Here is a 24,823-nt window from a genome sequence, read left to right as displayed (position 1 = left end):
GGCCTGCACGTGCAGGGCCGGCTGCTGGAGAGCGTGTTCCACAGCATGAACGACGGGCTGTCGGTGTACGACGCCGGCGGCGGCCTGGTCGTCTGGAACCAGAAGTTCGAGAGCCTGCTGCCGTTCGCGCCCGGCGTGCTGCGCCTGGGCGTGCCGATCGGCGAGCTGAACGCCTCGCTGCCGCGCGGGGCCACCTGGCGCGCGGTGACGGCCGAGACCGCGACGCGCCTGCCCGGGCGGCGCATCGCGGCCTCGGCCGAGCTGCACCTGCCCGGCGGCCAGGTGCTGGAGATCCTGAGCCACCCGATGCCCGACGGCGGCTGGGTGGCCGTCTGCCGCGACCTCACCGCGCGGCGCGCGATGGAGGCGCAGTTGCGCCAGTCGCAGCGCATGGAGGTGCTGGGCCAGCTGACCGGCGGCGTCGCGCACGACTTCAACAACTTCCTCAGCGCCATCCTCGGCAACCTCGAACTGCTGAAGCATCGCCTGCGGCCCGACGAGGCCGTCGCCGGTTTCGCGGCGCGTGCGCACAAGGCGGCCGAGTCGGCCGCCGGGTTGTCGCGCCGGCTGCTGGTGTTCGCGCGGCGCCAGCCGCTGCAGGTCGAGGCGGTCTGCGTGGCCGACATGCTGGCCGAGATGCTGGACCTGGTCGAGTACAGCGTCGGCCCGGCGATCCAGGTGCGCATCGAGGATGCCGATGAAGCGCCGTGGGTGCAGGCCGACCGCGGCCAGCTGGAGAACGCGCTGCTGAACCTGGCGCTCAACAGCGCCGCGGCGATGCCGGGCGGCGGCACGCTGACGCTGTCGGTCGGCCACGCCGCGCACAGCACGCGCGTCACGCCGGCGGGCGCGGCGGTGGCCCTCCGCGTGCACGACACCGGGCACGGCATGCCGGCCCACGTGCAGGCGCGCGTGACCGAGCCCTTCTTCACCACCAAGGCGCCGGGCCAGGGCAGCGGCCTGGGGCTGGCGATCGTCGACGGCTTCGTGCGCCAGTGTGGCGGCAGCCTGGCCTTCGACAGCGGCGAGGGCCGCGGCACCACGGCCGAGCTGTGGCTGCCGGCCTCGCACGCCAGCGCGGCGCCGTCACGGCCGGCGCTGCCGCCGCGCACCGGCCACCCGGCGGCGCGCGTGCTGCTGGTGGAGGACGACGACAGCGTACGGGCCACCGCGGCTGCCTTGCTGGAAGACCTGGGCGCCACGGTCGCGGGCGTCGCGTCGGAAGGCGAGGCGCTGGCCTGCATGGCCGCGCAGGGGCCGTTCGACCTGGTGCTGTCGGACGTGATGCTCGGCGCCGGCGGCGACGGCATCGCGCTGTGGCACCGCATCGGGCGCGATTGGCCGCAGCAGCGCGTCGTGCTGACCTCCGGCCTGCCGCCGCAAGTGCATGCGCGGCGCGACGATTGGCCGGGCGCGGCCGGCTTCCTGCAGAAGCCGTTCACGCGCAGGAGCCTCGAGGCGCTGCTCGCATGAATCTGCATCGCCTCGATCTCGTCTCGCTGCACCTGTTCAGCCTGGTGGCGCGCAGCGGCAGCATCAGCCAGGGGGCCGCGCTCGCGCACCTGGCGGTGGGCGCGGCCAGCAAGCGCATCACCGACCTCGAAGCCGCCGTCGGCACCACGCTGCTGGAGCGCCACTCGCGCGGCGTCACGCTGACGGCCGCCGGCCAGGCGCTGCAGCAGCACGCGCAGCGCATCCTGAGCGATGTCGACCGGCTCGCGGCCGACCTGTCGGACCATGCAGCGGGCCTGGTCGGCGTGGTGCGGCTGTGGGCCAACACCTCGGCCATCACGCAGTTCCTGCCGCCGGACATCGCCGCCTTCATTGCGCACAACCCGGGCATCCGCATCGAGCTGGAAGAGGAAGACAGCAGCGCGGTGGTGCAGGCGGTGCTGGACGGCCGGGCCGACCTGGGCATCTTTGCCGACCGCACGCCGACGCACGGGCTGCACACGATGAACTACCGCGAGGACCGGCTGGTGCTGGTGGTGCCGCGCGCCCATGTGCTGGCGCGCCGGCGCAGCCTGCGCTTCGAGGAGCTGCTCGACTGCGACTTCGTCAGCCTGTCCGAGGGCACGTCGCTGGCGCGCCGGCTGCACACCGAGGCGCAGGCGCTCGGACGCCAGCTGCGGCTGCGCATCCGCGTGCGCAGCTTCGACGCGATGTGCCGCATGGTGGCGGCGGGCCTCGGTGTGGGCGTGCTGCCGCGCGATGCGATCCTGCCGCACCTGCGCTCGATGGACCTGCGCCAGGTGGCATTGACTGACGATTGGGCACGGCGGCGCTTGCTGCTGGGGGTGCGCGATGCGTCCGCCATACCGAAGCACGTGCGCTTGCTGCTCGATCACGTCGCCCGGATGCCAATCCGGGACTGACCTTCCGACATCCCCGGATTGGCATCCGGGCTACGGGCAAACCCCTGCCTGCTTTCGCGGTTCACGAAAGCTCGCTGCGCAGCTCGGTCATTCCCCTGCGCCGGGCCGGTTTCCACAATGGCCCGATGAACACACCCTCCCCCGCCCCCGGTGCCCTGCACGGCGTGCGCGTCGTCGAGATGGGCCAGCTGATCGCCGGCCCGTTCGCCGGCAAGACGCTCGGCGAGTTCGGCGCCGACGTGATCAAGATCGAACCCCCCGGCGCCGGCGACCCGCTGCGCAACTGGCGCCTGCTGAAGGACGGCACCTCCGTCTGGTGGCAGGTGCAGTCGCGCAACAAGCGCTCCATCGCGCTCGACCTGCGCGATGCCGAGGGCCAGGACATCGCGCGCCGCCTGATCGCCCAGGCCGACGTGCTGATCGAGAACTTCCGCCCCGGCACGCTCGAGAGCTGGGGCCTCGGCTACGAGGCCTTGTCGGCGCTGAACCCGGGCCTGGTGATGCTGCGCATCTCGGGCTACGGCCAGACCGGTCCGTACCGCGACCTGCCCGGCTTCGGCGCCATCGGCGAGGCCATGGGCGGCCTGCGTCACCTGACCGGCGAGCCGGGCCGCGTGCCGGTGCGCTGTGGCATCTCGCTGGGCGACACGCTGGCCGCGCTGCACGGCTGCATCGGCGTGCTGACCGCGCTGTACCACCGCCAGGCCCACGGCGGGCGCGGCCAGGTGATCGACGTGGCGCTCAACGAGGCGGTCTTCAACGTGATGGAAAGCCTGCTGCCCGAGTACAGCGCGTTCGGCGCGGTGCGCGGCCCGGCCGGCAGCGCCTTGCCCGGCATCGCGCCATCCAATGCCTACCGCTGCCGCGACGGCGTGGTGCTGGTCGCCGGCAATGGCGACAGCATCTTCCGGCGCCTGATGCAGGCCATCGGCCGCGACGACCTGGGCAACGATCCGGCACTGGCCGACAACGCCGGGCGCGTGGCCCGCGTCGCCGAGCTGGACATGGCCATCGAGGCCTGGACCGCAACGCGCGACGTGGCCGCCGTGCTGGCCATGCTGGCCGAAGCGCGCGTCCCGTGCGGCAAGGTCTACACCGCGCAGGACATCGCCGAAGACCCGCACTACCGGGCGCGCGACATGCTGCTGTCGCAGACCACGCGCGCCGGCGACACGCTGGAGGTGCCGGGGATCGTGCCCAAGCTGCTGGCGACGCCCGGCAGCGTGCGCAGCGCGGCACCGAACCTCGGTGACGACACCGACGCGGTGCTGCATGAACTCGGATTGCGCGACGGCGAGATTGCGACGCTGCGCAAACGGGGAGTCGTGGCATGAGCAACATCTGGAACGGCAACGGCCGCAGCGTCCGCCTGTGCGAGGTCGGCCTGCGCGACGGCCTGCAGATCGAACCGGTGTTCGTGCCGACCGCCGACAAGATTGCGCTGGTCGACGCGCTGTCGCTGGCCGGCGCGGCCAAGATCGAGGTCACCGCCTTCGTGTCGGCGCAGGCCATCCCGGCGCTGCGCGACGCCGAGGTCGTGATGCGCGAGGTCCGCCGCCAGCCCGGCGTGGTCTACAGCGCGCTGGTGCCCAACGTGCGCGGCGCGCAGCGCGCGATCGAGGCCGGCAGCGACGAGCTGAACCTGGTGATGTCGGCCAGCGAAAGCCACAACCTCGCCAACCTGCACATGACGCGCGAGCAGTCCTTCGCCGCGCTGTCGCAGGTGGCGGCGCTGGCGCGCGAGGCCGGCGTGGCCATCAACGTCTCGCTGTCGTGCTGCTTCGGCTGCCCGATGGAGGGCGAGGTGCCGGCCGCCACCGTGCTGGGCTGGTGCGAGCGCTTCGTCGGTGAGCTGGGCGCGCAGGGCGTGACGCTGTGCGACACCACCGGCATGGCCTACCCGCCGCAGGTGCAGGCGCTGGTGCGGGACTTCCGCGCGCGTTGGCCGGGCAGTGAACTGACGGTGCACTTCCACGACACGCGTGGCCTGGGCCTCGCGAACCTGCTGGCCGCGATCGAGGCCGGAGCCGAATGCTTCGATGCATCGCTGGGCGGCCTGGGCGGCTGCCCCTATGCGCCGGGCGCCAGCGGCAACGTCTGCAGCGAAGACATGGTGCATGCGCTGGCGCTGATGGGCTACGACACCGGCGTTGACCTGGCGTCGCTGCTGGCCGCCGCGTCCCGGTTGCCGGCGCTGATCGGACACGAGCTGCCCGGCCAGATCGTCAAGGCCGGCCGGCGTCTCGATCTGCATCCCTTGCCGGCGGACTTCGAGGCCACGCGCGAACGCGCACTCGCCCGCGACTGATCCACCACCCACATCCAAGGAGACAACGATGAAACACACCACCCCCCGTCGCCCGGACGCCAATCCGGGATGCGTCCGCCACATCTCCCGGATTGGCATCCGGGCTACGGTCCTGGCCCTGGCCGCCCTCTCGATCCCCGCCCTGGCGGCCGACCCCTACCCCTCCAAGCCGATCACGCTGATCGTGCCGACCGCCCCGGGCGGCACCACCGACCTGGCCGCGCGCATGCTGGCCGAACCGCTGGGCAAGGCGCTCGGCCAGACGGTGGTGGTCGACAACCGCGGCGGCGCGAGCGGCGGCATTGCCGCGGTGGCCGTCAAGCGCGCCGAGCCCGACGGCTACACGCTGCTGATGCAGTACTCCGGCTACCACGTGATCACGCCGCACCTGATGAAGCAGGCGCAGTGGGAACAGCGCGACCTGCAGCCGATCGCCAACGTGCTGAGCGCACCGCAGCTGGTGGTGGTGCGCGCCGGCCTCCCGGTGAAGACGCTGGCCGAGCTGGTGGCCTATGCGAAGCAGAACCCCGGCAAGCTGAGCTTCGCGTCGTCCGGCAACGGCTCGCTGCAGCACGTGACGGGCGCGATGCTGGCCCAGCAGGCCGGCGTGCAGATGACCCACGTGCCGTACAAGGGCACCGGCCCGGCGCTGCAGGACTTGCTCGGCTCGCAGGTCGACCTGACCTTCGGCACGCCGCCGCCCTTCATCCCGTTCGTGCAATCGGGCAAGCTGCGCGCGCTGGCCGTCACCGGCCCGCACCGCCTGGCCTCGATGCCCGACGTGCCGACCGCCGCCGAGGCCGGCATGCCCGGCCTGGACGCGACCTCGTGGTTCGCGGTGTTCGCGCCGGCCCGCACGCCGGCCGCGATCGTGGACAAGCTGACCCGCACCATCGCCCAGGTGATGGCCACCCCGGCCTTCAGGCAGAAGGCGGCCGAGCAGGGCGCGAGCGCCGACTACCTGGCCCCGCCTGCGCTGGGCGAGCACGCGCGCACCGAACTGGCGCGCTGGGGCGAGGTGGTGAAAAGCGCGCACATCGAAGGCGATTGACTGTCGATTTGCGCCGGGCTGGTTCGTCGTGAGGGTGCAGGCGCCGAGAATCGCGTGCCGCACACCTTCAACGAACACCCAGGAGAATCTCCCATGCGCATTGTCATCCCCGTCGCCGCCGGCCTGCTGCTGGCCGCCGCCGCCCACGCCGCCCCGGTCACCTACAAGATCGACCCGGACCACACCTTCCCGAGCTTCGAGGCCGACCACATGGGCATCTCGGTGTGGCGCGGCAAGTTCAACAAGAGCAGCGGCACGGTGCACTACGACAAGGCCACCGGCAGCGGCGACCTGGAAATCACCGTGCTGCCGGGCAGCGCCGATTTCGGCCAGGACGCGCTGAACAAGGTGGCCCAGGGCAAGGAACTGTTCGACGTCACGAAGTACCCGAAGGCCGTCTACAAGGGCAAGTTCGACAAGGTGGTCGGCGGCGTGCCCACCGAGGTGGTCGGCGAGCTGACCCTGCATGGCGTCACGAAGCCGGTGACCCTGAAGCTGAACCTGCTCAAGTGCATCCCGCACCCGATGCTCAAGCGCGAGCTGTGCGGCGCCGATGCCATCACGACGATCCAGCGCGACCAGTTCGGCATCGACGCCGGCAAGGATTGGCACTTCAACATGGACGTGACGCTGCGCATCCAGGTCGAGGCCATCGCCGTCCCCTGATGGCCGTCAGGGCTTGGCGGCCAGGGCGCGGGCCATCTCCAGGTGGTGCTGCAAGCCGGGCAAGGTCTTCTGTGCGAAGGCCTTCACGTCGGCATCCTTGGCCTCGTTCGCGGCCTCCTGGAACAGCTTCACCGCATCCTCGTGCGCCTTGACGCCGAACGACTTGACGTAGCGCTCGTCGAACTTGGCATCGGCCYCGGCGTCGATCAGCTTCAGCTCGCCCTTCTGCGTGATCGACGGCCCGTCCGCCAGCGTCACCTTCTTGCTCGCGGCCAGCTGCTTCAGTTCGGCGCCGACCTTGGTGTGGTCGTCGATCATCGTCTGCGCGAAGGTCTTCACGTCGGTGCGCTGCGCCTTGGTCTGTGCCAGACGGCTGGCCTCGACCTCGGCACTGCCGGCCTGGGCGGCTTCCTTCATGAACGACGCGTCCGAGCGGGCCTGGGCGGCGGTGGCGGCCAGGCCGCACACCGCGCCGGCGACCAGCAGGGGGATGAATCGTGCGGGCAGTCTCATGGGGGTTCCCTTGTGCAAAAGCCAGTGAGGCATCCAGTCTGGAAGCCGCCGCGTGCGCTGGCTGTCGGCGGCGTCCGAGTTCGGCGTAGGACGCGGACTGCAGGCCGCGTGCGCTACCGCACAGGCGGTGCGTGGCCCTCAGAAGCGGCTGGCGCGTGACCGGGGCTCCCGGACTGTCGTCCGGGCTACGATGGCGGGATGGCTGACACCCTGCCCTTCGTCCACGGGTTGCCGCACGGCATCCACGTCATCGACACCGGATTCCACCGGCCGAACTTCGRTGCCTGCTTCCTGGTGGTCGAGGACGGCCGCGGCGCCTTCATCGACACCGGCACCACGCACTCGCTGCCGCGGCTGCTGGCTGCGATCGAGGCGGCGAGGCTGCAGCGCCGCGACGTCGAGTGGGTGATCGTCACGCACGTGCACCTGGACCACGCGGGCGGCGCCGGTGCGCTGATGCAGGCCTTGCCCGATGCAAAGCTGCTGGCCCATCCCCGCGGCGCGCGCCACATGATCGAACCGCTGGCGCTGCTGAACAGCGCGCGGGCGGTGTACGGCGCGAAGGAAGTGACGCGGGCCTACGGCGAGGTGGTGCCGGTGCCGGCCGAGCGCGTCGTGCGCAGCCACGACGGCATGGTGGTCGAGCTGGCCGGCCGGCCGCTGACACTGATCGACACGCCGGGGCATGCCCGCCACCACCACTGCATCTGGGACGAGCGCACGCGCGGCTTCTTCACCGGCGACGCCTTCGGGCTGAGCTACCGCGAGTTCGACACCGCGCAGGGGCCGTGGCTGCTGCCGACGACGACGCCGGTGCAGTTCGAGCCCGAGCTGCTGAAGCAGTCGGTGCGGCGCATGCTGGACTTCCACCCCGAGCGGCTGTACCTGACGCACTTCGGCTGCGTCGAGGGCGTGCCGCGGCTGGGCGAGATGATGCTGTCGCAGATCGACGAGGTCGTCGCGATCGGCGAGCGCCTGCGCCATGCACCCGACCGCCATGCCGCGCTGATGGCGGCTCTGGCCGCGATGTACAGCCGGCGGCTGGCGGAGCATGGCAGCACCGTGCCGCACGCCCAAGCGATGGACCTGCTGTCCATGGACCTGGAGCTCAACGCCCAAGGCATGGCGATCTGGCTCGACCGCCGAGCCGCCTGATCGCGCAGGCCTAAACTCGCGGCCTGTTTCTGGTGGAGAAGACCCGCATGAAGCCTGTTCAATTCAACCTGCACGGCCAGGTGGCCGTGATCACCGGTGCCTCGCAGGGCATCGGCGCGGCGTGCGCGCAGCGGCTGGCCCGCGACGGCGCCGCGGTCGCGCTGTGGGATGTCGACGATGCACGAGGCAACGCCCTCGCCGCCTCGCTCACTGCCGAAGGACATCGCGCCCATTACCTGCACTGCGACGTGTCGAAGAAGGCCGAGGTCGATGCCGCGGTGGCCGGCACGCTGGCCGCCTTCGGACGCATCGACGGGCTGGTCAACAACGCCGGCATCTTCAAGGCGGCGGATTTCCTGGAGATCACCGAGGCCGACTGGGACGCGGTGATCGACATCAACCTGAAGGGCTCGTTCCTGGTCGGCCAGGCGGTGGCGCGCGAGATGGTGAAGACGGGCGGCGGCGCGATCGTCAACATGAGTTCGGTGAACAGCGTGCTGGCGATCCCGAGCATCGCCAGCTACAACGCCAGCAAGGGCGGCATCAACCAGCTGACGCGGGTGATGGCGCTGTCGCTGGCCGACCGCGGCATCCGCGTGAATGCGGTGGCGCCGGGGACGATCGCCACCGAGCTGGCGAAGAACGCGGTGCTGGGCAGCGAGGAGGCGCGCGCCCGCATCATGAGCCGCACGCCGATGAAGCGCCTGGGCGAGCCGGGCGAGATCGCCGACGTGGCAGCCTTCCTGCTCAGCAGCGCGGCGAGCTACATGACCGGCGAGATCGTCTACGTCGACGGAGGCCGGCTGACGCTGAACTACACGGTGGCGACATGAGTGGGGGCGCCGCACCGCTGGAAGGCGGCTGCCTGTGCGGCCGCATCCGCTACCGCGCGAAACCCGACAAGCGCGAGGGCTACTACTGCCACTGCCGCATGTGCCAGCTGGCCTTCGGCAACACGCGGGTGCCGTTCCTGAACCTGCGCCAGGACCAGGTGGAATGGCTGGCCGAGAAGCCGAAGCAGTACGCATCGTCGAAGTTCGCGCTGCGCGGCTTCTGCGGGAACTGCGGCACGCCGCTGACCTTCGCGTACGACGGCTCGGCGAACATGGACATCTCGGTCGGCAGCCTGGACGACCCGTCGGCGATCACGCCGGTGTCGCACTTCGCGGTCGAGTCGAAGGTCGCGAACTGGGAAGTGGACGACGGACTGCCGGGGACGCGGCTGGATGAGCACCTGAAGCTCATCGAGCGGTGGAAGGCGGCGTATGGGGAGGATGTGGAGCCGGGCACGGAAGCCGCCCGCAAGGCACGACGCTAGCCTGCCGCTTCCGTCTCGTTCATCAGCGCCAGGCACTCGTCGATCAGCGCGTGCAATCGCACCACGCGCTCGTCCCCCAGCCGCTCGTTCAGCGCCACCTGCGCCCGCTTCCACTCGTGCCGCGCCTCGTCGCGCTTGATGCGACCGGCGTCGGTCGCCTCGACCACCCGGCTGCGGCCATCCTCGCCCGGCCCGACCGTGACCCAGCCCTGCGCCACCAGCGGCTGAAGATTGCGCGTCAGCGTCGACGCATCCATCTCCATGTGCGCCGCCAGCGCACCGGGCTTGATCGGGCCCAGCCGGACCAGCTGCGACAGCAGCGAGTACTGCGTGGTCTTCAATCCCGCATCGGTGACGATGCGGTCGAAATGCTGGCTCACCCGGCGCGACAGCTGGCGCAGCTTCAGGCTGCTGCAGCCGCTGGGCATGGCATGTTTCGGTTCCGGTTTCGCAACGCTGCTTGGCATGATCAAACGATTGTAGCTACAATCATTGCAATTACAACTCTTCCGCCTGCCGGGCGACCGATCATGGACACTGCCGTCATCGATGCCGCCGCGGTGCAGGCGCAATGGGAAGCCGAGGCCACTGCGCGCCGTGCCCGCCTGCTGCCACCGGGCGTGGCCCGTCCCGAGCAGGTCGCCGGGCTCACCGGCCTGCAATTCTTCCAGGCCATCTTCGACGGCCAGCTGCCCCCGCCGCCGATCGGCGAGACCATGGACTTCCTGCCGATCGAGATGAGCGCCGGCCGCGCCGTCTTCCAGGGCACGCCGCTGCTGCGCCACTACAACCCGCTCGGCAGCGTGCACGGCGGCTGGATCGCGACGATGCTCGATTCGTGCGTCGGCTGCGCGGTGCACACCACGCTGCCGGCCGGCAAGGCCTACACCACCGCCGAGCTGAAGATCAACTACGTGCGCGCGGTGACGCAGCGCGTGCCGCTGCTGCGCGCCATCGGCAGCGTGATCCACATCGGCTCGCGCATGGGCACTGCCGAAGGCCGCCTGGTCGGCCCGGACGGCAAGCTGTATGCCCACGCCTCCACCACCTGCTTCATCTTCGACCCCACCTGAACCGAGACCGCCCCATGCGAATCCTCCACACCATGCTGCGCGTCGGCGACCTGCAGCGCTCGATCGACTTCTACACGAAGATCATGGGCATGACGCTGCTGCGCCAGTCCGAGAACCCGTCGCAGCACTACTCGCTCGCCTTCCTCGGCTACGGCCCGAACCCGGAGCACGCCGAGCTGGAACTCACCTACAACCACGGCGTCGGCAGCTACGACCTGGGCACCGCCTACGGCCACATCGCGATCGCGGTGCCCGATGCCGCGGCGGCCTGCGAACGCATCCGTGCCGGCGGCGGCAACGTCACGCGCGAGGCCGGCCCTGTCAAGGGCGGCAGCACCGTCATCGCCTTCATCACCGATCCCGACGGCTACAAGGTCGAGCTGATCGAACGCCGCTTCGACTGAGCCGGAAACCCACGCCATGCTGTCCCGACACATCTCCACCTCCCTCGGCCGCCGCGGCATCCACTACGCGTGGGTGATCGCCGCGGTCACCTTCTTCGCGATGCTGACCACCTCGGCCGCGCTCGGCCTGCCGGGCGCGATGCTGCAGCCGCTGTCCAAGGAATTCGGCTGGACCACCGACCAGCTGTCGTCCGTCTTCGCGGTGCGCTTTGCGCTGTTCGGCCTGCTCGGGCCGTTCGCCGCGATCTTCATCGCCCGCTTCGGGTTGCCGCGCATCATGGTCGCGGCCGCCAGCTTCATCGCCGTCGCGATGGTGCTGGCCACCGGCGTCACGCAGCTGTGGCAGCTGTTCCTGCTGTGGGGCCTGGTGCTCGGCTGCGGCACCGGCCTCACGGCGCTGGTGCTGGGCGCGATGGTCGCGAGCCGCTGGTTCACCGCGCACCGCGGGCTGGTGGTCGGCATGTTCGCCGCCAGCACCGCCACCGGGCAGTTGATCTTCCTGCCGCTCGCGGCCTGGCTGATCGAGCACCACGGCTGGCGCACGGCGGTGATCCCGATCTTCGTCGCCTGCGTGGTCGTGGTGGCGCTGGTCACGCTGTTCATGCGCAACCACCCGGGCGAGCTGGGGCTGAACTCGCTCGGCGAACCCGAGGGCGCGCCGGTGGCCGCCGTGCCGCCGGCCACACCGCTGAACTTCCTCGGCCCGTTCAAGGTGCTGGCCGAGGCGGTGCACAACCGCACCTTCTGGATCCTCTGCGCCAGCTTCTTCATCTGCGGCCTCAGCACCAACGGCCTGCTGCAGACGCACTTCATCTCGCTGTGCGGCGACAACGGCTTGTCGGCGGTGCCGGCGGCGTCGGTGCTGTCGATGATGGGCGCGTTCGACCTGGTCGGCACCACGCTGTCGGGCTACCTGTCCGACCGCTACGACAACCGCAAGCTGCTGTTCTGGTACTACGGGCTGCGCGGGCTGTCGCTGTTCTGGCTGCCCTACTCCACCTTCACGCTGTACGGCCTGGCCACCTTCGCGATGTTCTACGGGCTCGACTGGATTGCCACCGTGCCGCCCACCGTCAAGCTGGCGGCGCAGGAGTTCGGCAAGGAACGTGCCGGCATGATCTTCGGCTGGGTGTTCGCGTCGCACCAGCTGGGCGCTGCGGTGGCGGCGTATGGCGCGGGGCTCACGCGCACGCTGCTGCTGACCTACAACCCGGCCTTGTTCACGGCAGGTGCGGCCTGCCTGGTGGCTGCCGTGTCGGTGTTGTTGATCCGGCGGCAGGCAACGGCAGCGACTGCATTGAAAACGGCATAGAAAGGTCATGACGGCGACATGAAGGTTTCCGACAGTAGCGGGCTTCGCAACCCGCCTTCGGAAGCCGCTCATGAGCCTCGATTCCTCACGCCGCCAGTTCATCCGCGATGTCGCGCTGGGCACCGTCGCCATCGGCGGTGGGCTGGGCCTGACCGGCTGCGGCGGCAGCGATGACGACCCCAGCGACGCCGGTGCCGGCGTCGAGTTCAAGCACGGCGTCGCCAGCGGCGATCCGCTCAGCGACCGCGTGATCCTGTGGACGCGCGCCACCCCGGCCACCGATTCGACGCTGCAACTGAGCTGGGATGTCGCCACCGACAGCCAGTTCGCCAGCATCGTCAAGTCGGGCAGCGTCAGCACCAGCGCGGCGCAGGACTACACCGCCAAGGTCGACGTCACCGGCCTCGGTGCCAACACCGTCTACCACTACCGCTTCAGCATCGGCAGCAAGCACACGGCCACCGGCCGCACGAAGACATTGCCGGTGGGCAGCGTGGCGCAGGTTCGTCTCGCGGTCTTCTCCTGCTCCAACTACCCGGCCGGCTACTTCAACGTGTACGCCGAGGCCGCGAAGCGCAACGACTTCGACGCCGCGCTGCACCTGGGCGACTACATCTACGAATACGACAGCAAGGGCTACGCGACCGGCGATGCCGCCACGCTGAACCGCGTGCCCGACCCGGCCAACGAAACGCTGACGCTGGCCGACTACCGCCGCCGCTACGCGCAGTACCGCACCGATGCCGACCTGCAGGCCCTCCATGCCGCGACGCCGATGATCGCCGTGTGGGACGACCACGAGGTCGCCAACGACACCTGGACCGGCGGCGCCGAGAACCACGATCCCGCGACCGAAGGCAGCTTCAGCGCGCGCCGTGCCGCGGCCATCCAGGCCTACCACGAGTGGATCCCGATCCGCGTGCCCGATGCGGGCAAGCCGGACCACATCTTCCGCTCGTTCGATTTCGGCTCGCTGCTGTCGCTGCACATGCTGGACACGCGCCAGGTCGGCCGCGACCAGCAGCTGAGCTACAGCACCTACATCACCGCCGGCGGCTTCGACGCACAAGGCTTCACCAGCGCGGTCGGCAACCCGGCGCGCCAGTTGATGGGTGCCGAGCAGACCGCGTGGCTGCAGGCCAAGCTGCAAGCCTCGAGCGCCACCTGGCAGGTGCTGGGGCAGCAGGTGCTGATGGGCCGCATGAACGTGCCGGCGCCGATCGTCACGCAACAGATCAGCGTGGCGGCGTACGGCGCGTTGGCGCAGAAGGCAGCCAGCGCACCGGCCACGATCACGCCGACCGAGCAGGCGATCCTGGCGCAGCCGTCGATCCCGTACAACCTCGATGCGTGGGACGGCTACGCCGCCGCGCGCGAGACCGTGCTGGGCATGGCGCGCACGCTCGACAAGAACCTGATCTCGCTGGCCGGCGACACGCACAACGCCTGGGCCAGCGACCTGAAGGATGTGTCCGGAAATGCGGTGGGTGTCGAGTTCGCGACCTCGTCGGTCACGTCGCCGGGCTTCGAGACGATCTTCACGACCGAGGAGCCGACCGCCTTTGCTGCTGCGCTGACGACACTGATCGGGCCGCTGCAGTATGCGCAGACCAGCCTGCGCGGCTACATGGTGCTGAACGTGACGCCGACCGAGGCAAGGGCCGACTGGGTGTTCGTCGACACGATCCTGAGCCGCAGCTACAAGGCCAGCACCGGGCGCAGCCTGCGCACCTTGGCGGGCGGTGCCAATCGCAAATTGATCGAGGTTTGACCGACGACCCCGGATTGCCATCCGGGAATCGTGTCTTACGCGCGCAGCGCGCTGGCTTCGCGTGCCAGCGTCGTGATCCGCCCCCAATCCTTCGCCTTGACGGCATCCGCCGGCGTCAGCCACGACCCGCCGCACACCTTGACGTTCGGCAACGCCAGGAACTGCGGTGCCGTCTCCAGCGTGATGCCGCCGGTCGGGCAGAACACCACGTCGGTGAACGGCCCGGCCAGCGCCTTCAGCATCGGGATCCCGCCCGCCTGCATCGCCGGGAAGAATTTCAGGAAGAAGTAGCCGTCGGCATTCGCCTGCATCACCTCGCTGCCGGTCGCGGTGCCGGGCAGCAGCGGCAGCCCCAGTTCTCGGCAGGCGCGGCCGATCTCGCTGGTGTAGCCCGGGCTCACCGCGAACTTGCAGCCGACGTCCAGCGCCGCCTTCGCATCAGCCACGCTGCGCACCGTGCCGGCCCCGAGGATGGCCTCGGGCACCTGCTTCGCGATCGCCTCCATGCACTGCAGCGCCACCGGCGTGCGCAGCGTCACTTCGAGCACCTTCACCCCGCCCTCCACCAGCGCGCGCGCCATCGGCACCGCGTCTTCCAGCTGGTTGATGACGATGACGGGGATCACCGGGCCGTGGCTGGCCAGTTCAAGCGTGTTCATGCAGGTTCTCTCTCTCGAAAATGGATCGGGTTCAAAGCCAGGTGACGGCGCCTTCCTCGGCGCTCAGCACGTTGCGGCGCATGCCGCCGAACAGGTCGCGTCCCAGATCGTGGGTGTTGTTCAGCTGCTGCTGCGCATCGATCTGCGCCACCTCGCGCGCGGCCCACTCGGCCGCGGGCACCAGCGCCTGCAGCGTGCCGGCCACCGCATCCAGCCGGATGATGTCACCGTTGCGCACCTTGCCGAGCGGCCCGCCGCCCAGCACCTCGGGGCTCACGTGGATCGCCGCCGGCACCTTGCCCGACGCACCGCTCATGCGCCCGTCGGTGACCAGCGCCACCTTGAAGCCCTTGCCCTGCGCCACCGCCAGCGGCGGCGTCAGCTTGTGCAGCTCGGGCATGCCGTTCGCCCGCGGCCCCTGGAAGCGCACCACGGCGATGAAATCGCGCTCCAGCTCGCCGGCCTTGAAGGCGGCCAGCAGCTCTTCCTGCGCGTTGAACACCAGCGCCGGCGCCTCGACCACGTGGCGGTCTTCCGGCACCGCCGAGATCTTGATCACCGCGCGCCCCAGGTTGCCGGTCAAGAGCTTCAGCCCGCCCGATGGGCTGAACGGCGCCGCGGCACCGCGCACCACGCTGTCGTCGCCGCTTTGCGCCGGCAGCGCCGACCAGCGCAGCCGCTCGCCGTCGCCCTGCGGCTGCTTGCCGTATTCGCTCAGGCCGCCTTCGGCGACGGTCGCGACGTCGGCATGCAGGTAGCCGGCATCCATCAGCTCGCGCAGCACGAAGGCGGGGCCGCCGGCCGCCTGGAACTGGTTCACGTCGGCGCTGCCGTTCGGGTACACGCGCGCCAGCAACGGCGTCGCGTGCGACAGCTCGGAGAAATCGGTCCAGTCGATCAGGATGCCGGCCGCGCGCGCCACCGCCACCCAGTGGATCAGGTGGTTGGTCGAGCCGCCGGTGGCCAGCAGCGCCACCATCGCGTTGACGATGACGCGCTCGTCGACCAGCCGGCCGATCGGCGTGAAGCGGCCGCTGCCCTGCGTGATGGCCAGCGCAGCGCGCACCGCCTCGCGCGTCAGCGCCTCGCGCAGCTGCGCGTGCGGGTGCACGAAGGCGGCGCCCGGCACGTGCAGGCCCATCGCCTCGAGCAGCATCTGGTTGCTGTTGGCCGTGCCGTAGAAGGTGCAGGTGCCGGCGCCGTGGTAGGCGGCGGATTCGGCCTCGAGCAGCTGGTCGCGGCCGACCTGGCCCTGCGCATAGCGCTCGCGCACCTTGGATTTCTCGGTGTTCGACAGCCCGGTGCTCATCGGCCCGGCCGGCACGAACACGCACGGCAGGTGGCCGAAGTGCAGCGCGCCGATCAGCAGGCCCGGCACGATCTTGTCGCACACGCCCAGCAGCAGCGCCGCGTCGAACACGTCGTGCGTCAGCGCCACCGCCGTGCCCATCGCGATCGTGTCGCGCGAGAACAGGCTCAGCTCCATGCCCGGCAGCCCCTGCGTGACGCCGTCGCACATGGCCGGCACGCCGCCCGCCACCTGCACCGTCGCGCCGTGCCGGTGGGCCTCGTTGCGGATGATCTCGGGAAAGCGCTCGTACGGCTGGTGCGCCGACAGCATGTCGTTGTACGAGGTGACGATGCCCAGGTGCGGCGAGCGCTGCGCCACCACCTTGAACTTGTCGCTCGCCGGCAGCGCCGCAAACGCATGCGCCACGTTGGCGCAGCCCATGCGGTCGGAGCCGCGCTGGCGCATCGTCAGCTTGTCGATGCGGGCCAGGTAGGCGCTGCGCAGCGGCGCACTGCGCTCCTGGATGCGTTGGGTGACTTCCTGCAGGGCTTGTTTCATGGGCGGCACCTCGCGGCCGGGACGTAACCAGGCTTTTGAGTATCGCGTAACCTAGTTACAGCGTCAACCACATCCCCGGTGCGTCAGCGGGCCGCCTTGGCCTGCGGCTGGGAGGCGGGAGCCGAGGCCGGCGTGGCGTGCAGGCGCGCCTTTTCGAGCAGATCGTTGCAGCCTTCGGTCGGCTCCGACCGGTCGCCCAGGTCGAACAACGGGATCAGCGCCGCGATCGGGTTCAGCAGGCCCAGCAGCACGCTGCTGCCCACCTTGCGCGCCAGCGGGCCCTTCTCGATCGAGACCTTCGGGTAGCTGAAACTGCCTTGTACCCGCAGCGGCGTGCGCAGCGTCAGCGGGCTGAAGTCCTTGGGCGTGACCACCGCGCGCAGGTCCATGGTCTCGTCGGCCAGCGACAGCGTGCCGTCGGCCCAGATGGTCGAATCCTTGGTGTCGACCACCATCGCGCGCGGGCGCAGCACGCCCTTGCTGGCCTGCAGGTCGACCAGCGCGCAGTCGATGGTCAGCAGCTCGTCGCCCTTGGCCATCACACCCAGCGCCTGCGCAATGTCCAGCCCCGCACCTTCGACGGCCAGGTGCGACACCTTGCCTTCGACGATGCGCGTGACGACCGTGCCTTGCAGGCTGCCGAGGATCTCGGCGGTGGAGCGGCCCTCGCCCTTCAGCCGCGCGCGGCCGATCAGCCGGCCGGTGACGTAGGGCGGCTTGTCGGCCGGGCGGCCCTGGTTCAGCCAGCGCTCCAGGCGCACGCCGTTCCAGCGCAGGTCGCTGTCCCACAGCGCGAGCCGGGGCTTGCCGTCCAGCGACACCGCGCCGAGCAGGTTGCCATCGGCGGTGCGCGCCTCCAGGTCGCGCAGGGCGAGCTTGCCGTCGGCGAGCGTCAGGTGGGCCTTCAACGGCTGCAGCGGCAGCGCGAAGATGCGGCCCAGCTCGGCCCGGTCGAAGGCCAGCACGATGTTGGCATCCATCGCGCTCAGCGAGGGCAGGTCGAAGGCGCGGTTCGGCAGCACCCGGTCGCCCGGCTTCCTGGGCGGCTTCTGCTCCGGCGCCACCGCGGGCGCGGGCGCCGCACCGACGCCGATGCTGGGCAGCAGGTCGGCCAGCAACAGCCGCGGGCCGGCCACGCGGCCGGACAGCACCGGCACCTTCGGCCGCATGTCGTAGGTGAGCGCCGCGTTCAAGCGGCTGCTGCCGACCGTCGCGTCATCGACCAGCACGTTCCACACCTCGCCCTGCTTGGCGACGCGGCCCTCGATCTCGAACGGCCCGGTGGTCGGCAGCGTGACACCCAGCGGGTCGCCCACCGCCGACAGCGACGGGCCGGTGACGCGCACGCGGCCGGTCATGCCTTCGAGCTTCAGCACGTCGGTGACGGTGCCGCGAAAGCGCAGGCTGGCGCGGCCGGCATCGATGCGCAGGGCCACCGGCACCGGCGGCGCGACGCTGTCGGTCACCAGCAGCGGCATCACGCCGATCGAGCGCAGGCTGCCCTCGACCGGAAAGCCGCCGTAGCGGCCCTTGGCGCGCACGACCAGGCCGGTCAGCGGCGCCGATGCTGCACTCGCCGGCAGCGGGGCCTCGGTGTCCTGCTCGGCCAGTCGCACCACGGCCTCGATGTCCGCCTTCAGCGGTGCGTCCACGACGGTCAGCTCGCCGTCGCGCACCGACAGCGACAGCACGTGCGGCAGCCGCGTGCCCTTCTTCTGCTGCGCCTGCGGTTCTCCGAACTGCCACGAGGCCTGACCATCGGCCTGGCGTTCGGCATGCACCACCAGCCGGTCGGCGTGCAGGCGCTTGATGTCGAGCGCATCGCCGCCGTGGGCGCGGATCAACGCGCTGTACGAGACGCGCAGCTGCGCATTCTCGGCATGCAGGAAGTAAGGCTGGCGGCTCCACGGCACCGAGCCGATCTCGAGCAGCGGCACGTCGACGCGCAAGCCGCCGAGCAGCTGGATGCGTCCACGCTCGGCGCCGTCGGCAAGACGCACGTCGCGCTTCAGCACGTCGGCGAGCATGCGTTGCGCCGGGCCGACCAGGAACGGCCAGCCGAGCGCCTCGCAAACGACCACGCCAAGCAGCAAGGCCCCGACGATCCCGAGGACCGCCCAGACGAAGCGACGCCCGCGGCGCGGACGCGGCGCGGGCGGGCTCCCTGCCTCGGACGCGGCGTCCACCGGCCTACTCGCCGATGAGCGACCGCTGGCGCGGTGCGGTCGGACGGTCCGGGTTGCTGACCACCTCGTGGTCACCCAGGCCGATGGGGCGCCCGGCGGCAGCCGACGCGGCCATCGCCAGCAGGCGGATCATCTTGCTGCCGTTGGCATCCCAGTACTCGGCGATCTCGGTGTCGACGCGCAACAACGCGAGGTCGGCATCGTCCTTGCCGTTCGGAAACCAGGGCTTGGCGGCCGCCGTCCACAGCGCGTCGACGCGTGCGCGGTCGTGCACGAGTTCGGCGCGTCCGCTGATCGACACATAGGTGGCATCGTCCTCGTCGGTGAAGGCGAGGTTGACGCGGCCGAGCTGGTGCACCTTGGCCGATTGCTCGCTGGTGAAGAACCAGAAGCTGCCGTTCTCGTCGACTTCCAGCGCAGCCATCGGGCGGCTCAGCAGGCGGCCATCGGCCGCCTCGGTGGTGAGCATCGCGATGTCGATGCCGTCCACCAGGTCGACGATCTTCTTCAGGCTGTCATGGCGTTGCGGCTGGGTCTTCATCGTGCGGCTCCTGCAGGGACGGGTTCGCCCCAGCATAGGCCGCATGCCGCGCGCGCCCTATCGGCGAGGGCCGCCAGGGGCTGTGCGCGATGTCCTACGGTGTGCGGGTTACTGCAGCCGCAGCTCGACGCGCCTTGCCGCCTTCGGGTCGCCGTCGCCGGTGGTGACCGCCGGCTTGCTGAGCTGCAGGTGGTCGGGTGCCACGCCATTGGCTTCGAGCGCGTGCTGCACCTGTTGCGCGCGGCGCTTGGCCAGGTCGGCATTGGCCGCGGCGTCGCCGCTGGCATCGTGGAAGCCCGAGATCAGCACCGTGCCGCCCGACGAACGGGCCGCCTCGGCAACGCGGGCCAGCACCTCGGCGGCCTCGGGCGGCAGGCTGTCCTGGCCGACCTCGAAGTGGATGCGCTCGGCCGGCACTGTGGCGGGCGCGGCTGCCGCGGCTTGCGCAACCGGCCGCGGCGCATGCAGCACGCGCGAGGCGGCCAAGCCGATCACGCCTGCCAGCACCAGCGCGATGACGCCGAACACCGCGCCCAGTGCGAACTTTTGCATTTCGTCGTCTTGGTCACTCATTGGAGACTCCCGGCCGAGAAAAAATCATTCTAGAGTGTGGGGCATGCGTGCTCCCGATTTCGCCGCTCCCCTGCCCGCGCTGCCGCAGCCCGGGCGCGACCCCGCCCGGCTGCTGGCCGAGGTGCATTCGCAGTGGGGCGGCCAGGACGACCTGTGGGTGTTCGGTTACGCCTCGCTGATCTGGCGCCCCGAGTTCGAAGCCGCCGAACAGCGGCCGGCGCAGGTGCATGGCTGGCACCGGGCACTCGAGATGCGCTCGCGCATCAACCGCGGCACGCCCGAATGCCCGGGCCTGGTGTTCGCGCTGGTGGCAGGCGGTTCGTGCCGCGGCATGGTCTACCGCATCGAGCGCGAACGGGTCGACGACGAGCTGCCGCGGCTGTGGGCGCGCGAGATGCCCACCGGCGTGTACGACGCGAAGTGGCTGCCGTGCCGCACGCCGCAGGGCCCGGTGACGGCGCTCGGCTTCACGCTGAGCCGCAGCAGCCCCAACTACACCGGCACGCTGAGCGACGACCACCTGGTCGACGTGCTGCGCAGCGCCTGCGGCCGCTACGGCACGACGCTGGATTACCTGCTGGAAACCGCGCGCTCTCTGCAGAAGTGCGGCATCCGCGATCGCGGCATCGAACGCCTGGTCGCGCTGGTGCGCCGCCACGCGTTGTAGCCCGGATGCCAATCCGGGATCAGCGCGAATCGCCGAAGAGGGACGGCAGGTACGCGGCCCGCACCCGGTCCAGGTCGCCCTCGTTGTCGACGTCCATCAGCACCCCCGAGTCGTCCACCTCCACCGCCTGCGCCGGATAGCGCGCCACCAGCCGGCGCGCGCCCTCGTCGCCGGTGAGCGTGACCAGCTCGGTGTACAGCTCGGCCGCAAAGCCGACCGGGTGGCCGCGCCGGCCCTTGTACTGCGCATAGCTGACGGGATGGTGGTCCAGCTGTTGCGCCACCGCCACCAGCGTCGACGGCTGCACCATCGGCATGTCGCCCGGCAGCACCAGCCAGCCGGACGCATCGGAACAGGCCGCGACGCCCGAGGCGATCGAGAACCCCATCCCCAGCCGTTGCCCGTTGACCGGCGTGGCCGACCCCACCACCGGCAGCAGCACGATGTCGCGCGTGGCGACGTGGCAGGCGGCCTCCTCGGCCAGTGCCGCGGTCGCGACCACCACCACCGGCAGGTGCGTCGCCAGCGCATGCCGCAGCGTCGTCCCGAGAACGCTCGAAGCACCCAGGCTCTGCGTGAGCTTGTGCTGCGTGCCGCCGAAACGGGACCCCAGTCCCGCGGCTAGCACGACAATCGCCGGCCGGGCCTTCATGAGGCCACCCCCTTTTTTGATCGTGGTAGAGGCTCACTTCTGCTGCACTGCAAGCCGATGGTGAAGAATCGGGGCTGCCCCCGCTTTCGCCAAGTGTGGGTTTCACTTAAGGCGTTTACCTGATGACCGATGTCTCCGCCCTCCGAAAGAGTTACGAACGCGCCGAACTGGACGAGAACGCGTCGCGCAGCGATCCGCTCGAACAGTTCGGGCTGTGGTTCCAGCAGGCGCTCGACGCGCAGGTGCCCGAGCCGAACGCGATGACGCTGTGCACGGTCGGCCCCGACCAGCGGCCGTCGTCGCGCATCGTGCTGGTCAAGGGCTTCGATGCGCGCGGCCTGGTCTGGTACACCAACTACGACAGCCGCAAGGGCCGCGAGCTCGCCGCGCACCCGTGGGCCGCGCTGCAGTTCCACTGGGTCGAGCTGGAACGCGTGGTGCGCATCGAGGGCCGCGTCGAACGCACCACCGAGGCCGAATCGGATGCGTACTTCCAGTCGCGCCCGCTCGATTCGCGGCTGGGCGCCTGGGCCTCGCCGCAAAGCGAGGTGATCGGTTCGCGCGCCGTGCTGGTGGCCAACGCCGCCAAGGCCGCGGCGCGTTTCGCGCTGAACCCGCCGCGGCCGCCGCATTGGGGCGGCTTCCGCCTGGTGCCCGACCGCTGGGAGTTCTGGCAGGGCCGCAAGTCGCGCCTGCACGACCGGCTGCACTACCGCCTCGCCGGCAGCGCCTGGGTGCGCGAACGCCTCGCGCCCTGATCAGCGCTGCGCACGTTCGCGCGCCAGCCGGTCCAGCGACCCGAGGAAGGCCTTGAAGTCGATCGGCTTGGTCCAGTAGTCGTCGAAACCGGCCGCGCGGGCGCGCGACACGTCTTCGGGCATCGCGTTGGCCGACAGCGCGACCAGCGTGGTCCGCGCCATGCCGGCATCGGCACGCAGGCGGCGCAGCACCTCGGCGCCATCGATGTCGGGCAGTTGCATGTCGACCAGCACCACGTCGGGACGCGAGCGTTGCGCGAGGCTCACGCCCGACAGGCCGTCGACCGCCACCGCCAGGTCGACGTGCGCATGGCGGGCAAGCAGCTCCTGCACCAGCAGCACGTTGACCGGGTTGTCCTCGATGTAGAGCAGGCGCAGCGGCGCGTCGGCCAAGTCGGCCGGCACGGTGTCGGCATGCGCATCGTCCAGCGCGGCCACCGGCGGCCCCGCGGCCTGCGCAGCCGGCAGCACGACGCGGAATTCGCTGCCGCGCCCCGGCTCGCTGTCGACCGTGATCGCGCCATTCATCAGCTTGACCAGGTGGTGCACGATCGCCAGCCCGATGCCGGTGCCCTGGATGGCCTCGCGCTCGGCGCCGAGCCGGTTGAAGGGCTCGAACAGGTGGCGCCGTTGTGCCACCGACATGCCGCGCCCGCTGTCGCGCACCGAGATCGTCCAGGCCGGCGCGCCGTCGTGCTGGCTGCGTTGAAGCCCGATCCAGACGTCGCCGTCGGCGCGGTTGTACTTGATGGCATTGCTCAGCAGGTTGGCCAGCACCTGGCGGATGCGCCGCGGGTCGCCGCGCACGTGGGCCGGGGTGGCGTCGGAATGCACCTGCACCGGCACCGCGTCGGCCTGCAGCCGCGTCCACTGCAGCACGTCGTGCAGCACGGCCTGCAGCGGCACGGTCTCGTGCACGAGCGGCATGCTGCTGGATTCGATCGACGCCAGGTCGAGCACGTCGTCGATCAGCGCCAGCAGGTGCTGGCCCGCGGAGCGGATGCGCTCGACGCGGCCGGCCTGCGCGTCGCTCAGCGGTTCGCCGTCGTCGGCCGCCAGCAGCTGCGCGAAGCCGAGCACCGCGTTCAGCGGCGTGCGCAGCTCGTGGCTCATGCGCGCCAGGAACTCGCTCTTGGCCTGGCTGGCCTGCTCGGCGGCGGCCTTGTCCTGCAGCGCCTGCTCGGCGCGCTTGCGCTCGGTGACGTCCCAGTTGACCCCCAGCACGCGCTCGGGCCGGCCCTGCGCGTCGTGCTGCACGTGGCCGCGCGTCGCCAGCCAGCGCTGAGAGCCGTCGGGCCAGACGACGCGGAACTCGTGCTCGAAGACGCCGCCGTCGTGCGCCGCCTGCTCCATGCGGCGCTGCGTCTCGGCCACGTCGTCGGGGTGGCGGCCGCCGTCGCGCAGCTCGTTCGCGCCGAGCGGCCCGTCCGGGCGCTGGCCGCGCAGGCGGAACATCTGCGCATCCCATTGCGAGACCTGCGTGCGCAGGTCGCGCTCCCAGGTGCCGATGCCGGCCGATTCGGCGGCGAGCATCGTGCGCTCCTGCACCTGGCGCAGCTGGTCGCGCGCACTGTGCAGCTCGGTGATGTCGATGTTGACGCCGAAGGCCATCAGCCGCCCGCCGATGCGCTCGCGCCGCGACCAGGCCGAGACCCAGCGCACCTGGCCATCGCCGCGACGGATGCGGAACTCCGACTGCAACCCCTGCTGCGCGCCGCGCTCGATCTCGTCGTGCGTCTGCATCGCGGCGCGGTCGTCGGGATGCACCAGCTCGTGCATCCAGCGTTCCTCGCTGGGCACGCCGTCCTCGGGCCGCAGCCCGTAGATGCGGTACATCTGCTCGTTCCACTCACCGAGCTTCGTGTCGACGTCGACGGTCCAGATGCCGACGCCCGCGGCGTTGGTGACCATGTTCATGCGCCGCACGAAGGCCTGCGCATGCTCGCGCTCGGCGATCTGCGCGCTGCGGTCGAGCGAGATGCCGGCCAGCGCGATCGCGCGCCCGCTCGCGTCGCGCTCGGCGACGCGGCGCGTCAGCAGGTGGCGGTAGCTGCCGTCGTGGTTGCGGTAGCGCGCCTCGACGTCGACGACGCGGTGCGTGGCGATGGCCTCCTCGCCGGCGCGCACCACGGCCTCGCGGTCCTCGGGGTGGATGGTCGAGCGCATGTACTCGAGCGTCAGCCCGTCCGGCGGGCGCGCGATGCCCATCACCTCGTAGCCCCAGTCGTTGAAGTAGATGCGCTGCGTCTGCAGGTCGATGCGCCACACCGAGACCGAGGCCAGCGTGACGGCGCGGTGCAGCTTGGCAGTCAGCGCCTCGATCTCGCGCAGGCGCGTCGTGCCCTCGGTGTCATCGATCAGGATGCCGGTCATGCGCACCGGCTTGCCTTCGGGGCTTGGGTGCACCTCGCACAGCGAATGGAAATCCTTGACCTGGCCGCCGGGCAGCACCAGGCGGAACCAGGTCTCGTAGCGGCCCGGCACCTGGCCGTACTGCGCATGCTCGCGCCGGAAGCGGTCGCGGTCGTCGGGGTGCACGCGCGCGCTCGCCTGCTCGAAGTGGGGCACGCCGCCGGCCGGGTCGAAGCCGCACAGGCGGAACATGTGGGCGTCCCAGCGGCCTTCGCCGGTGCGCAGGTCGCGCTCCCAGGCGCCGGTGCGGCCGAACTGCTCGATCAGCGCGAGGCGCGCCGCGTCAGCCGATGGCAGCGTCAGCCAGACCAGCCAGCCGCTGTCGAGCCATACCGAATTCCACTCGATCTCGAGGCCCAACCCGGGCATCAGGCGATGGCCGCGGCCGCTGGGCGCCGGGTGGCGCAGGCTGGCGATGAGCTCGCGCGCCAGCTGCGCCCAGCTCGCCTCGGAAACGCCCCGCTCGGCGGCCCACTGCGCGGCCGCGGGATTGAGCTTCCAACGGCCGTCGCTCCACAGGCGCAACGCGGGCGCGGGCGACGAGAGCCAGACAGTGTCCATCCGGGGGGAGTGTAGGGCC

The 24,823-nt window shown here is 70.7% G+C and carries 24 protein-coding genes; 15 read left to right on the top strand and 9 right to left on the bottom strand.

Annotation, left to right across the window (positions count from 1 at the left end):
* From AC1DYN_RS15195 to AC1DYN_RS15170, 6 genes are all read left to right on the top strand, one after another.
* The coding region (locus AC1DYN_RS15195) for a PAS-domain containing protein (RefSeq protein ID WP_477960903.1) at positions 1–1,473 on the top strand (1,473 nt) is incomplete at its 5' end.
* Positions 1,470–2,375 carry a LysR substrate-binding domain-containing protein gene (locus AC1DYN_RS15190; RefSeq protein WP_477960901.1) on the top strand — a complete coding sequence of 302 codons (906 nt, stop codon included), beginning with the start codon at positions 1,470–1,472 and terminating at the stop codon, positions 2,373–2,375. The genes AC1DYN_RS15195 and AC1DYN_RS15190, both read left to right, overlap by 4 nt.
* Before the next feature lie 125 nt (positions 2,376–2,500).
* Positions 2,501–3,709: a CaiB/BaiF CoA transferase family protein gene (locus AC1DYN_RS15185; RefSeq protein ID WP_477960899.1), complete on the top strand. Its 1,209-nt coding sequence runs from the start codon at positions 2,501–2,503 to the stop codon at positions 3,707–3,709.
* The gene (locus AC1DYN_RS15180) at positions 3,706–4,683 is read left to right on the top strand and encodes a hydroxymethylglutaryl-CoA lyase (RefSeq protein ID WP_477960897.1); all 978 of its coding nucleotides are present in this window, start codon (positions 3,706–3,708) and stop codon (positions 4,681–4,683) included. Before AC1DYN_RS15185 ends, AC1DYN_RS15180 begins: the two co-directional genes overlap by 4 nt.
* 28 nt (positions 4,684–4,711) lie before the next feature.
* Positions 4,712–5,734, top strand: a complete 1,023-nt coding sequence (locus AC1DYN_RS15175) for a Bug family tripartite tricarboxylate transporter substrate binding protein (RefSeq protein WP_477960895.1) — start codon at positions 4,712–4,714, stop codon at positions 5,732–5,734.
* Between the two features lie 93 nt (positions 5,735–5,827).
* A complete protein-coding gene (locus tag AC1DYN_RS15170) occupies positions 5,828–6,400 on the top strand; it encodes a YceI family protein (protein ID WP_477960893.1) in 573 nt (190 codons plus the stop codon).
* 6 nt (positions 6,401–6,406) lie between these two features.
* Here AC1DYN_RS15170 and AC1DYN_RS15165 read toward each other — a convergent pair whose 3' ends face one another.
* Positions 6,407–6,913, bottom strand: coding sequence for a DUF4142 domain-containing protein (locus AC1DYN_RS15165; RefSeq protein ID WP_477960891.1), 507 nt, complete (start codon positions 6,911–6,913; stop codon positions 6,407–6,409).
* A 198-nt stretch (positions 6,914–7,111) separates the two neighbouring features.
* On the opposite strand from AC1DYN_RS15165, the gene AC1DYN_RS15160 reads away from it, so the two are divergent.
* From AC1DYN_RS15160 to AC1DYN_RS15150, 3 genes are read left to right on the top strand one after another with little or no spacing between them, the layout of a single operon-like run.
* Positions 7,112–8,068 carry an MBL fold metallo-hydrolase gene (locus AC1DYN_RS15160; protein WP_477960889.1) on the top strand — a complete coding sequence of 319 codons (957 nt, stop codon included), beginning with the start codon at positions 7,112–7,114 and terminating at the stop codon, positions 8,066–8,068.
* Between the two features lie 47 nt (positions 8,069–8,115).
* Positions 8,116–8,901 (top strand): SDR family NAD(P)-dependent oxidoreductase, encoded by a 786-nt coding sequence (locus AC1DYN_RS15155; protein ID WP_477960887.1) that lies wholly within the window; start codon positions 8,116–8,118, stop codon positions 8,899–8,901.
* Positions 8,898–9,386 (top strand): GFA family protein, encoded by a 489-nt coding sequence (locus AC1DYN_RS15150; RefSeq protein ID WP_477960885.1) that lies wholly within the window; start codon positions 8,898–8,900, stop codon positions 9,384–9,386. The genes AC1DYN_RS15155 and AC1DYN_RS15150 overlap by 4 nt, the downstream gene beginning before the upstream one ends.
* Here AC1DYN_RS15150 and AC1DYN_RS15145 read toward each other — a convergent pair.
* Positions 9,383–9,814, bottom strand: coding sequence for a MarR family winged helix-turn-helix transcriptional regulator (locus AC1DYN_RS15145; protein ID WP_477960883.1), 432 nt, complete (start codon positions 9,812–9,814; stop codon positions 9,383–9,385). The two genes, AC1DYN_RS15150 and AC1DYN_RS15145, sit on opposite strands and share 4 nt — an antisense overlap.
* A gap of 102 nt (positions 9,815–9,916) precedes the next feature.
* Here AC1DYN_RS15145 and AC1DYN_RS15140 point away from each other — a divergent pair, with 102 nt between their 5' ends.
* From AC1DYN_RS15140 to AC1DYN_RS15125, 4 genes are all read left to right on the top strand, one after another.
* The gene (locus tag AC1DYN_RS15140) at positions 9,917–10,459 is read left to right on the top strand and encodes a PaaI family thioesterase (RefSeq protein ID WP_477960881.1); all 543 of its coding nucleotides are present in this window, start codon (positions 9,917–9,919) and stop codon (positions 10,457–10,459) included.
* Between the two features lie 14 nt (positions 10,460–10,473).
* Positions 10,474–10,863, top strand: a complete 390-nt coding sequence (gloA, locus tag AC1DYN_RS15135) for a lactoylglutathione lyase (RefSeq protein ID WP_477960879.1) — start codon at positions 10,474–10,476, stop codon at positions 10,861–10,863.
* A 16-nt stretch (positions 10,864–10,879) separates the two neighbouring features.
* A complete protein-coding gene (locus AC1DYN_RS15130) occupies positions 10,880–12,175 on the top strand; it encodes an MFS transporter (protein ID WP_477960877.1) in 1,296 nt (431 codons plus the stop codon).
* A 70-nt stretch (positions 12,176–12,245) separates the two neighbouring features.
* Entirely contained in the window at positions 12,246–13,946 is a 1,701-nt protein-coding gene (locus tag AC1DYN_RS15125; protein ID WP_477960875.1) for an alkaline phosphatase D family protein, read from the top strand.
* Between the two features lie 35 nt (positions 13,947–13,981).
* Here the strand turns inward: AC1DYN_RS15125 and eda are convergent, their stop codons facing one another.
* The 5 genes from eda to AC1DYN_RS15100 all read right to left on the bottom strand — a co-directional run bounded on the left by eda (position 13,982) and on the right by AC1DYN_RS15100 (position 19,733).
* Positions 13,982–14,605 carry a bifunctional 4-hydroxy-2-oxoglutarate aldolase/2-dehydro-3-deoxy-phosphogluconate aldolase gene (gene eda, locus AC1DYN_RS15120; RefSeq protein ID WP_477960874.1) on the bottom strand — a complete coding sequence of 208 codons (624 nt, stop codon included), beginning with the start codon at positions 14,603–14,605 and terminating at the stop codon, positions 13,982–13,984.
* Between the two features lie 31 nt (positions 14,606–14,636).
* Positions 14,637–16,454: a phosphogluconate dehydratase gene (gene edd, locus AC1DYN_RS15115; protein WP_477960873.1), complete on the bottom strand. Its 1,818-nt coding sequence runs from the start codon at positions 16,452–16,454 to the stop codon at positions 14,637–14,639.
* Between the two features lie 83 nt (positions 16,455–16,537).
* Positions 16,538–18,640, bottom strand: coding sequence for an AsmA family protein (locus tag AC1DYN_RS15110; RefSeq protein WP_477960871.1), 2,103 nt, complete (start codon positions 18,638–18,640; stop codon positions 16,538–16,540).
* A gap of 4 nt (positions 18,641–18,644) precedes the next feature.
* Positions 18,645–19,181, bottom strand: coding sequence for a pyridoxamine 5'-phosphate oxidase family protein (locus AC1DYN_RS15105; protein ID WP_477960869.1), 537 nt, complete (start codon positions 19,179–19,181; stop codon positions 18,645–18,647).
* 108 nt (positions 19,182–19,289) lie between these two features.
* Positions 19,290–19,733 (bottom strand): OmpA family protein, encoded by a 444-nt coding sequence (locus AC1DYN_RS15100; protein ID WP_477960867.1) that lies wholly within the window; start codon positions 19,731–19,733, stop codon positions 19,290–19,292.
* 64 nt (positions 19,734–19,797) lie between these two features.
* On the opposite strand from AC1DYN_RS15100, the gene AC1DYN_RS15095 reads away from it, so the two are divergent.
* Positions 19,798–20,421 carry a gamma-glutamylcyclotransferase gene (locus tag AC1DYN_RS15095; protein WP_477960865.1) on the top strand — a complete coding sequence of 208 codons (624 nt, stop codon included), beginning with the start codon at positions 19,798–19,800 and terminating at the stop codon, positions 20,419–20,421.
* Between the two features lie 19 nt (positions 20,422–20,440).
* On the opposite strand, the gene AC1DYN_RS15090 is transcribed toward AC1DYN_RS15095, so the two are convergent.
* Positions 20,441–21,049 (bottom strand): nucleotidyltransferase family protein, encoded by a 609-nt coding sequence (locus tag AC1DYN_RS15090; RefSeq protein ID WP_477960863.1) that lies wholly within the window; start codon positions 21,047–21,049, stop codon positions 20,441–20,443.
* A gap of 146 nt (positions 21,050–21,195) precedes the next feature.
* On the opposite strand from AC1DYN_RS15090, the gene pdxH reads away from it, so the two are divergent.
* The gene (pdxH, locus tag AC1DYN_RS15085) at positions 21,196–21,831 is read left to right on the top strand and encodes a pyridoxamine 5'-phosphate oxidase (protein WP_477960861.1); all 636 of its coding nucleotides are present in this window, start codon (positions 21,196–21,198) and stop codon (positions 21,829–21,831) included.
* On the opposite strand, the gene AC1DYN_RS15080 is transcribed toward pdxH, so the two are convergent.
* The gene (locus tag AC1DYN_RS15080) at positions 21,832–24,804 is read right to left on the bottom strand and encodes a PAS domain-containing protein (protein WP_477960859.1); all 2,973 of its coding nucleotides are present in this window, start codon (positions 24,802–24,804) and stop codon (positions 21,832–21,834) included. It abuts the gene before it with no gap.
* Positions 24,805–24,823: the final 19 nt, after the last annotated feature.

Source organism: Rhizobacter sp. P2_D12 (assembly GCF_056404395.1).
Note: the sequence above shows the minus strand (reverse complement) of the source record. Positions and strands in the feature narration are given on the sequence as shown.

What these genes read in the sequence shown, in the direction of transcription:
- AC1DYN_RS15190 (WP_477960901.1), top strand. Translation starts at nt 1,470, where the DNA reads ATGAATCTGCATCGCCTCGATCTCGTCTCGCTGCACCTGTTCAGCCTG.
- AC1DYN_RS15185 (WP_477960899.1), top strand. Translation starts at nt 2,501, where the DNA reads ATGAACACACCCTCCCCCGCCCCCGGTGCCCTGCACGGCGTGCGCGTC.
- AC1DYN_RS15180 (WP_477960897.1), top strand. Translation starts at nt 3,706, where the DNA reads ATGAGCAACATCTGGAACGGCAACGGCCGCAGCGTCCGCCTGTGCGAG.
- AC1DYN_RS15175 (WP_477960895.1), top strand. Translation starts at nt 4,712, where the DNA reads ATGAAACACACCACCCCCCGTCGCCCGGACGCCAATCCGGGATGCGTC.
- AC1DYN_RS15170 (WP_477960893.1), top strand. Translation starts at nt 5,828, where the DNA reads ATGCGCATTGTCATCCCCGTCGCCGCCGGCCTGCTGCTGGCCGCCGCC.
- AC1DYN_RS15155 (WP_477960887.1), top strand. Translation starts at nt 8,116, where the DNA reads ATGAAGCCTGTTCAATTCAACCTGCACGGCCAGGTGGCCGTGATCACC.
- AC1DYN_RS15150 (WP_477960885.1), top strand. Translation starts at nt 8,898, where the DNA reads ATGAGTGGGGGCGCCGCACCGCTGGAAGGCGGCTGCCTGTGCGGCCGC.
- AC1DYN_RS15145 (WP_477960883.1), bottom strand. Translation starts at nt 9,814, where the DNA reads ATGCCCAGCGGCTGCAGCAGCCTGAAGCTGCGCCAGCTGTCGCGCCGG.
- AC1DYN_RS15140 (WP_477960881.1), top strand. Translation starts at nt 9,917, where the DNA reads ATGGACACTGCCGTCATCGATGCCGCCGCGGTGCAGGCGCAATGGGAA.
- gloA (WP_477960879.1), top strand. Translation starts at nt 10,474, where the DNA reads ATGCGAATCCTCCACACCATGCTGCGCGTCGGCGACCTGCAGCGCTCG.
- AC1DYN_RS15130 (WP_477960877.1), top strand. Translation starts at nt 10,880, where the DNA reads ATGCTGTCCCGACACATCTCCACCTCCCTCGGCCGCCGCGGCATCCAC.
- AC1DYN_RS15125 (WP_477960875.1), top strand. Translation starts at nt 12,246, where the DNA reads ATGAGCCTCGATTCCTCACGCCGCCAGTTCATCCGCGATGTCGCGCTG.
- eda (WP_477960874.1), bottom strand. Translation starts at nt 14,605, where the DNA reads ATGAACACGCTTGAACTGGCCAGCCACGGCCCGGTGATCCCCGTCATC.
- edd (WP_477960873.1), bottom strand. Translation starts at nt 16,454, where the DNA reads ATGAAACAAGCCCTGCAGGAAGTCACCCAACGCATCCAGGAGCGCAGT.
- AC1DYN_RS15105 (WP_477960869.1), bottom strand. Translation starts at nt 19,181, where the DNA reads ATGAAGACCCAGCCGCAACGCCATGACAGCCTGAAGAAGATCGTCGAC.
- AC1DYN_RS15100 (WP_477960867.1), bottom strand. Translation starts at nt 19,733, where the DNA reads ATGCAAAAGTTCGCACTGGGCGCGGTGTTCGGCGTCATCGCGCTGGTG.
- AC1DYN_RS15095 (WP_477960865.1), top strand. Translation starts at nt 19,798, where the DNA reads ATGCGTGCTCCCGATTTCGCCGCTCCCCTGCCCGCGCTGCCGCAGCCC.
- pdxH (WP_477960861.1), top strand. Translation starts at nt 21,196, where the DNA reads ATGACCGATGTCTCCGCCCTCCGAAAGAGTTACGAACGCGCCGAACTG.
- AC1DYN_RS15080 (WP_477960859.1), bottom strand. Translation starts at nt 24,804, where the DNA reads ATGGACACTGTCTGGCTCTCGTCGCCCGCGCCCGCGTTGCGCCTGTGG.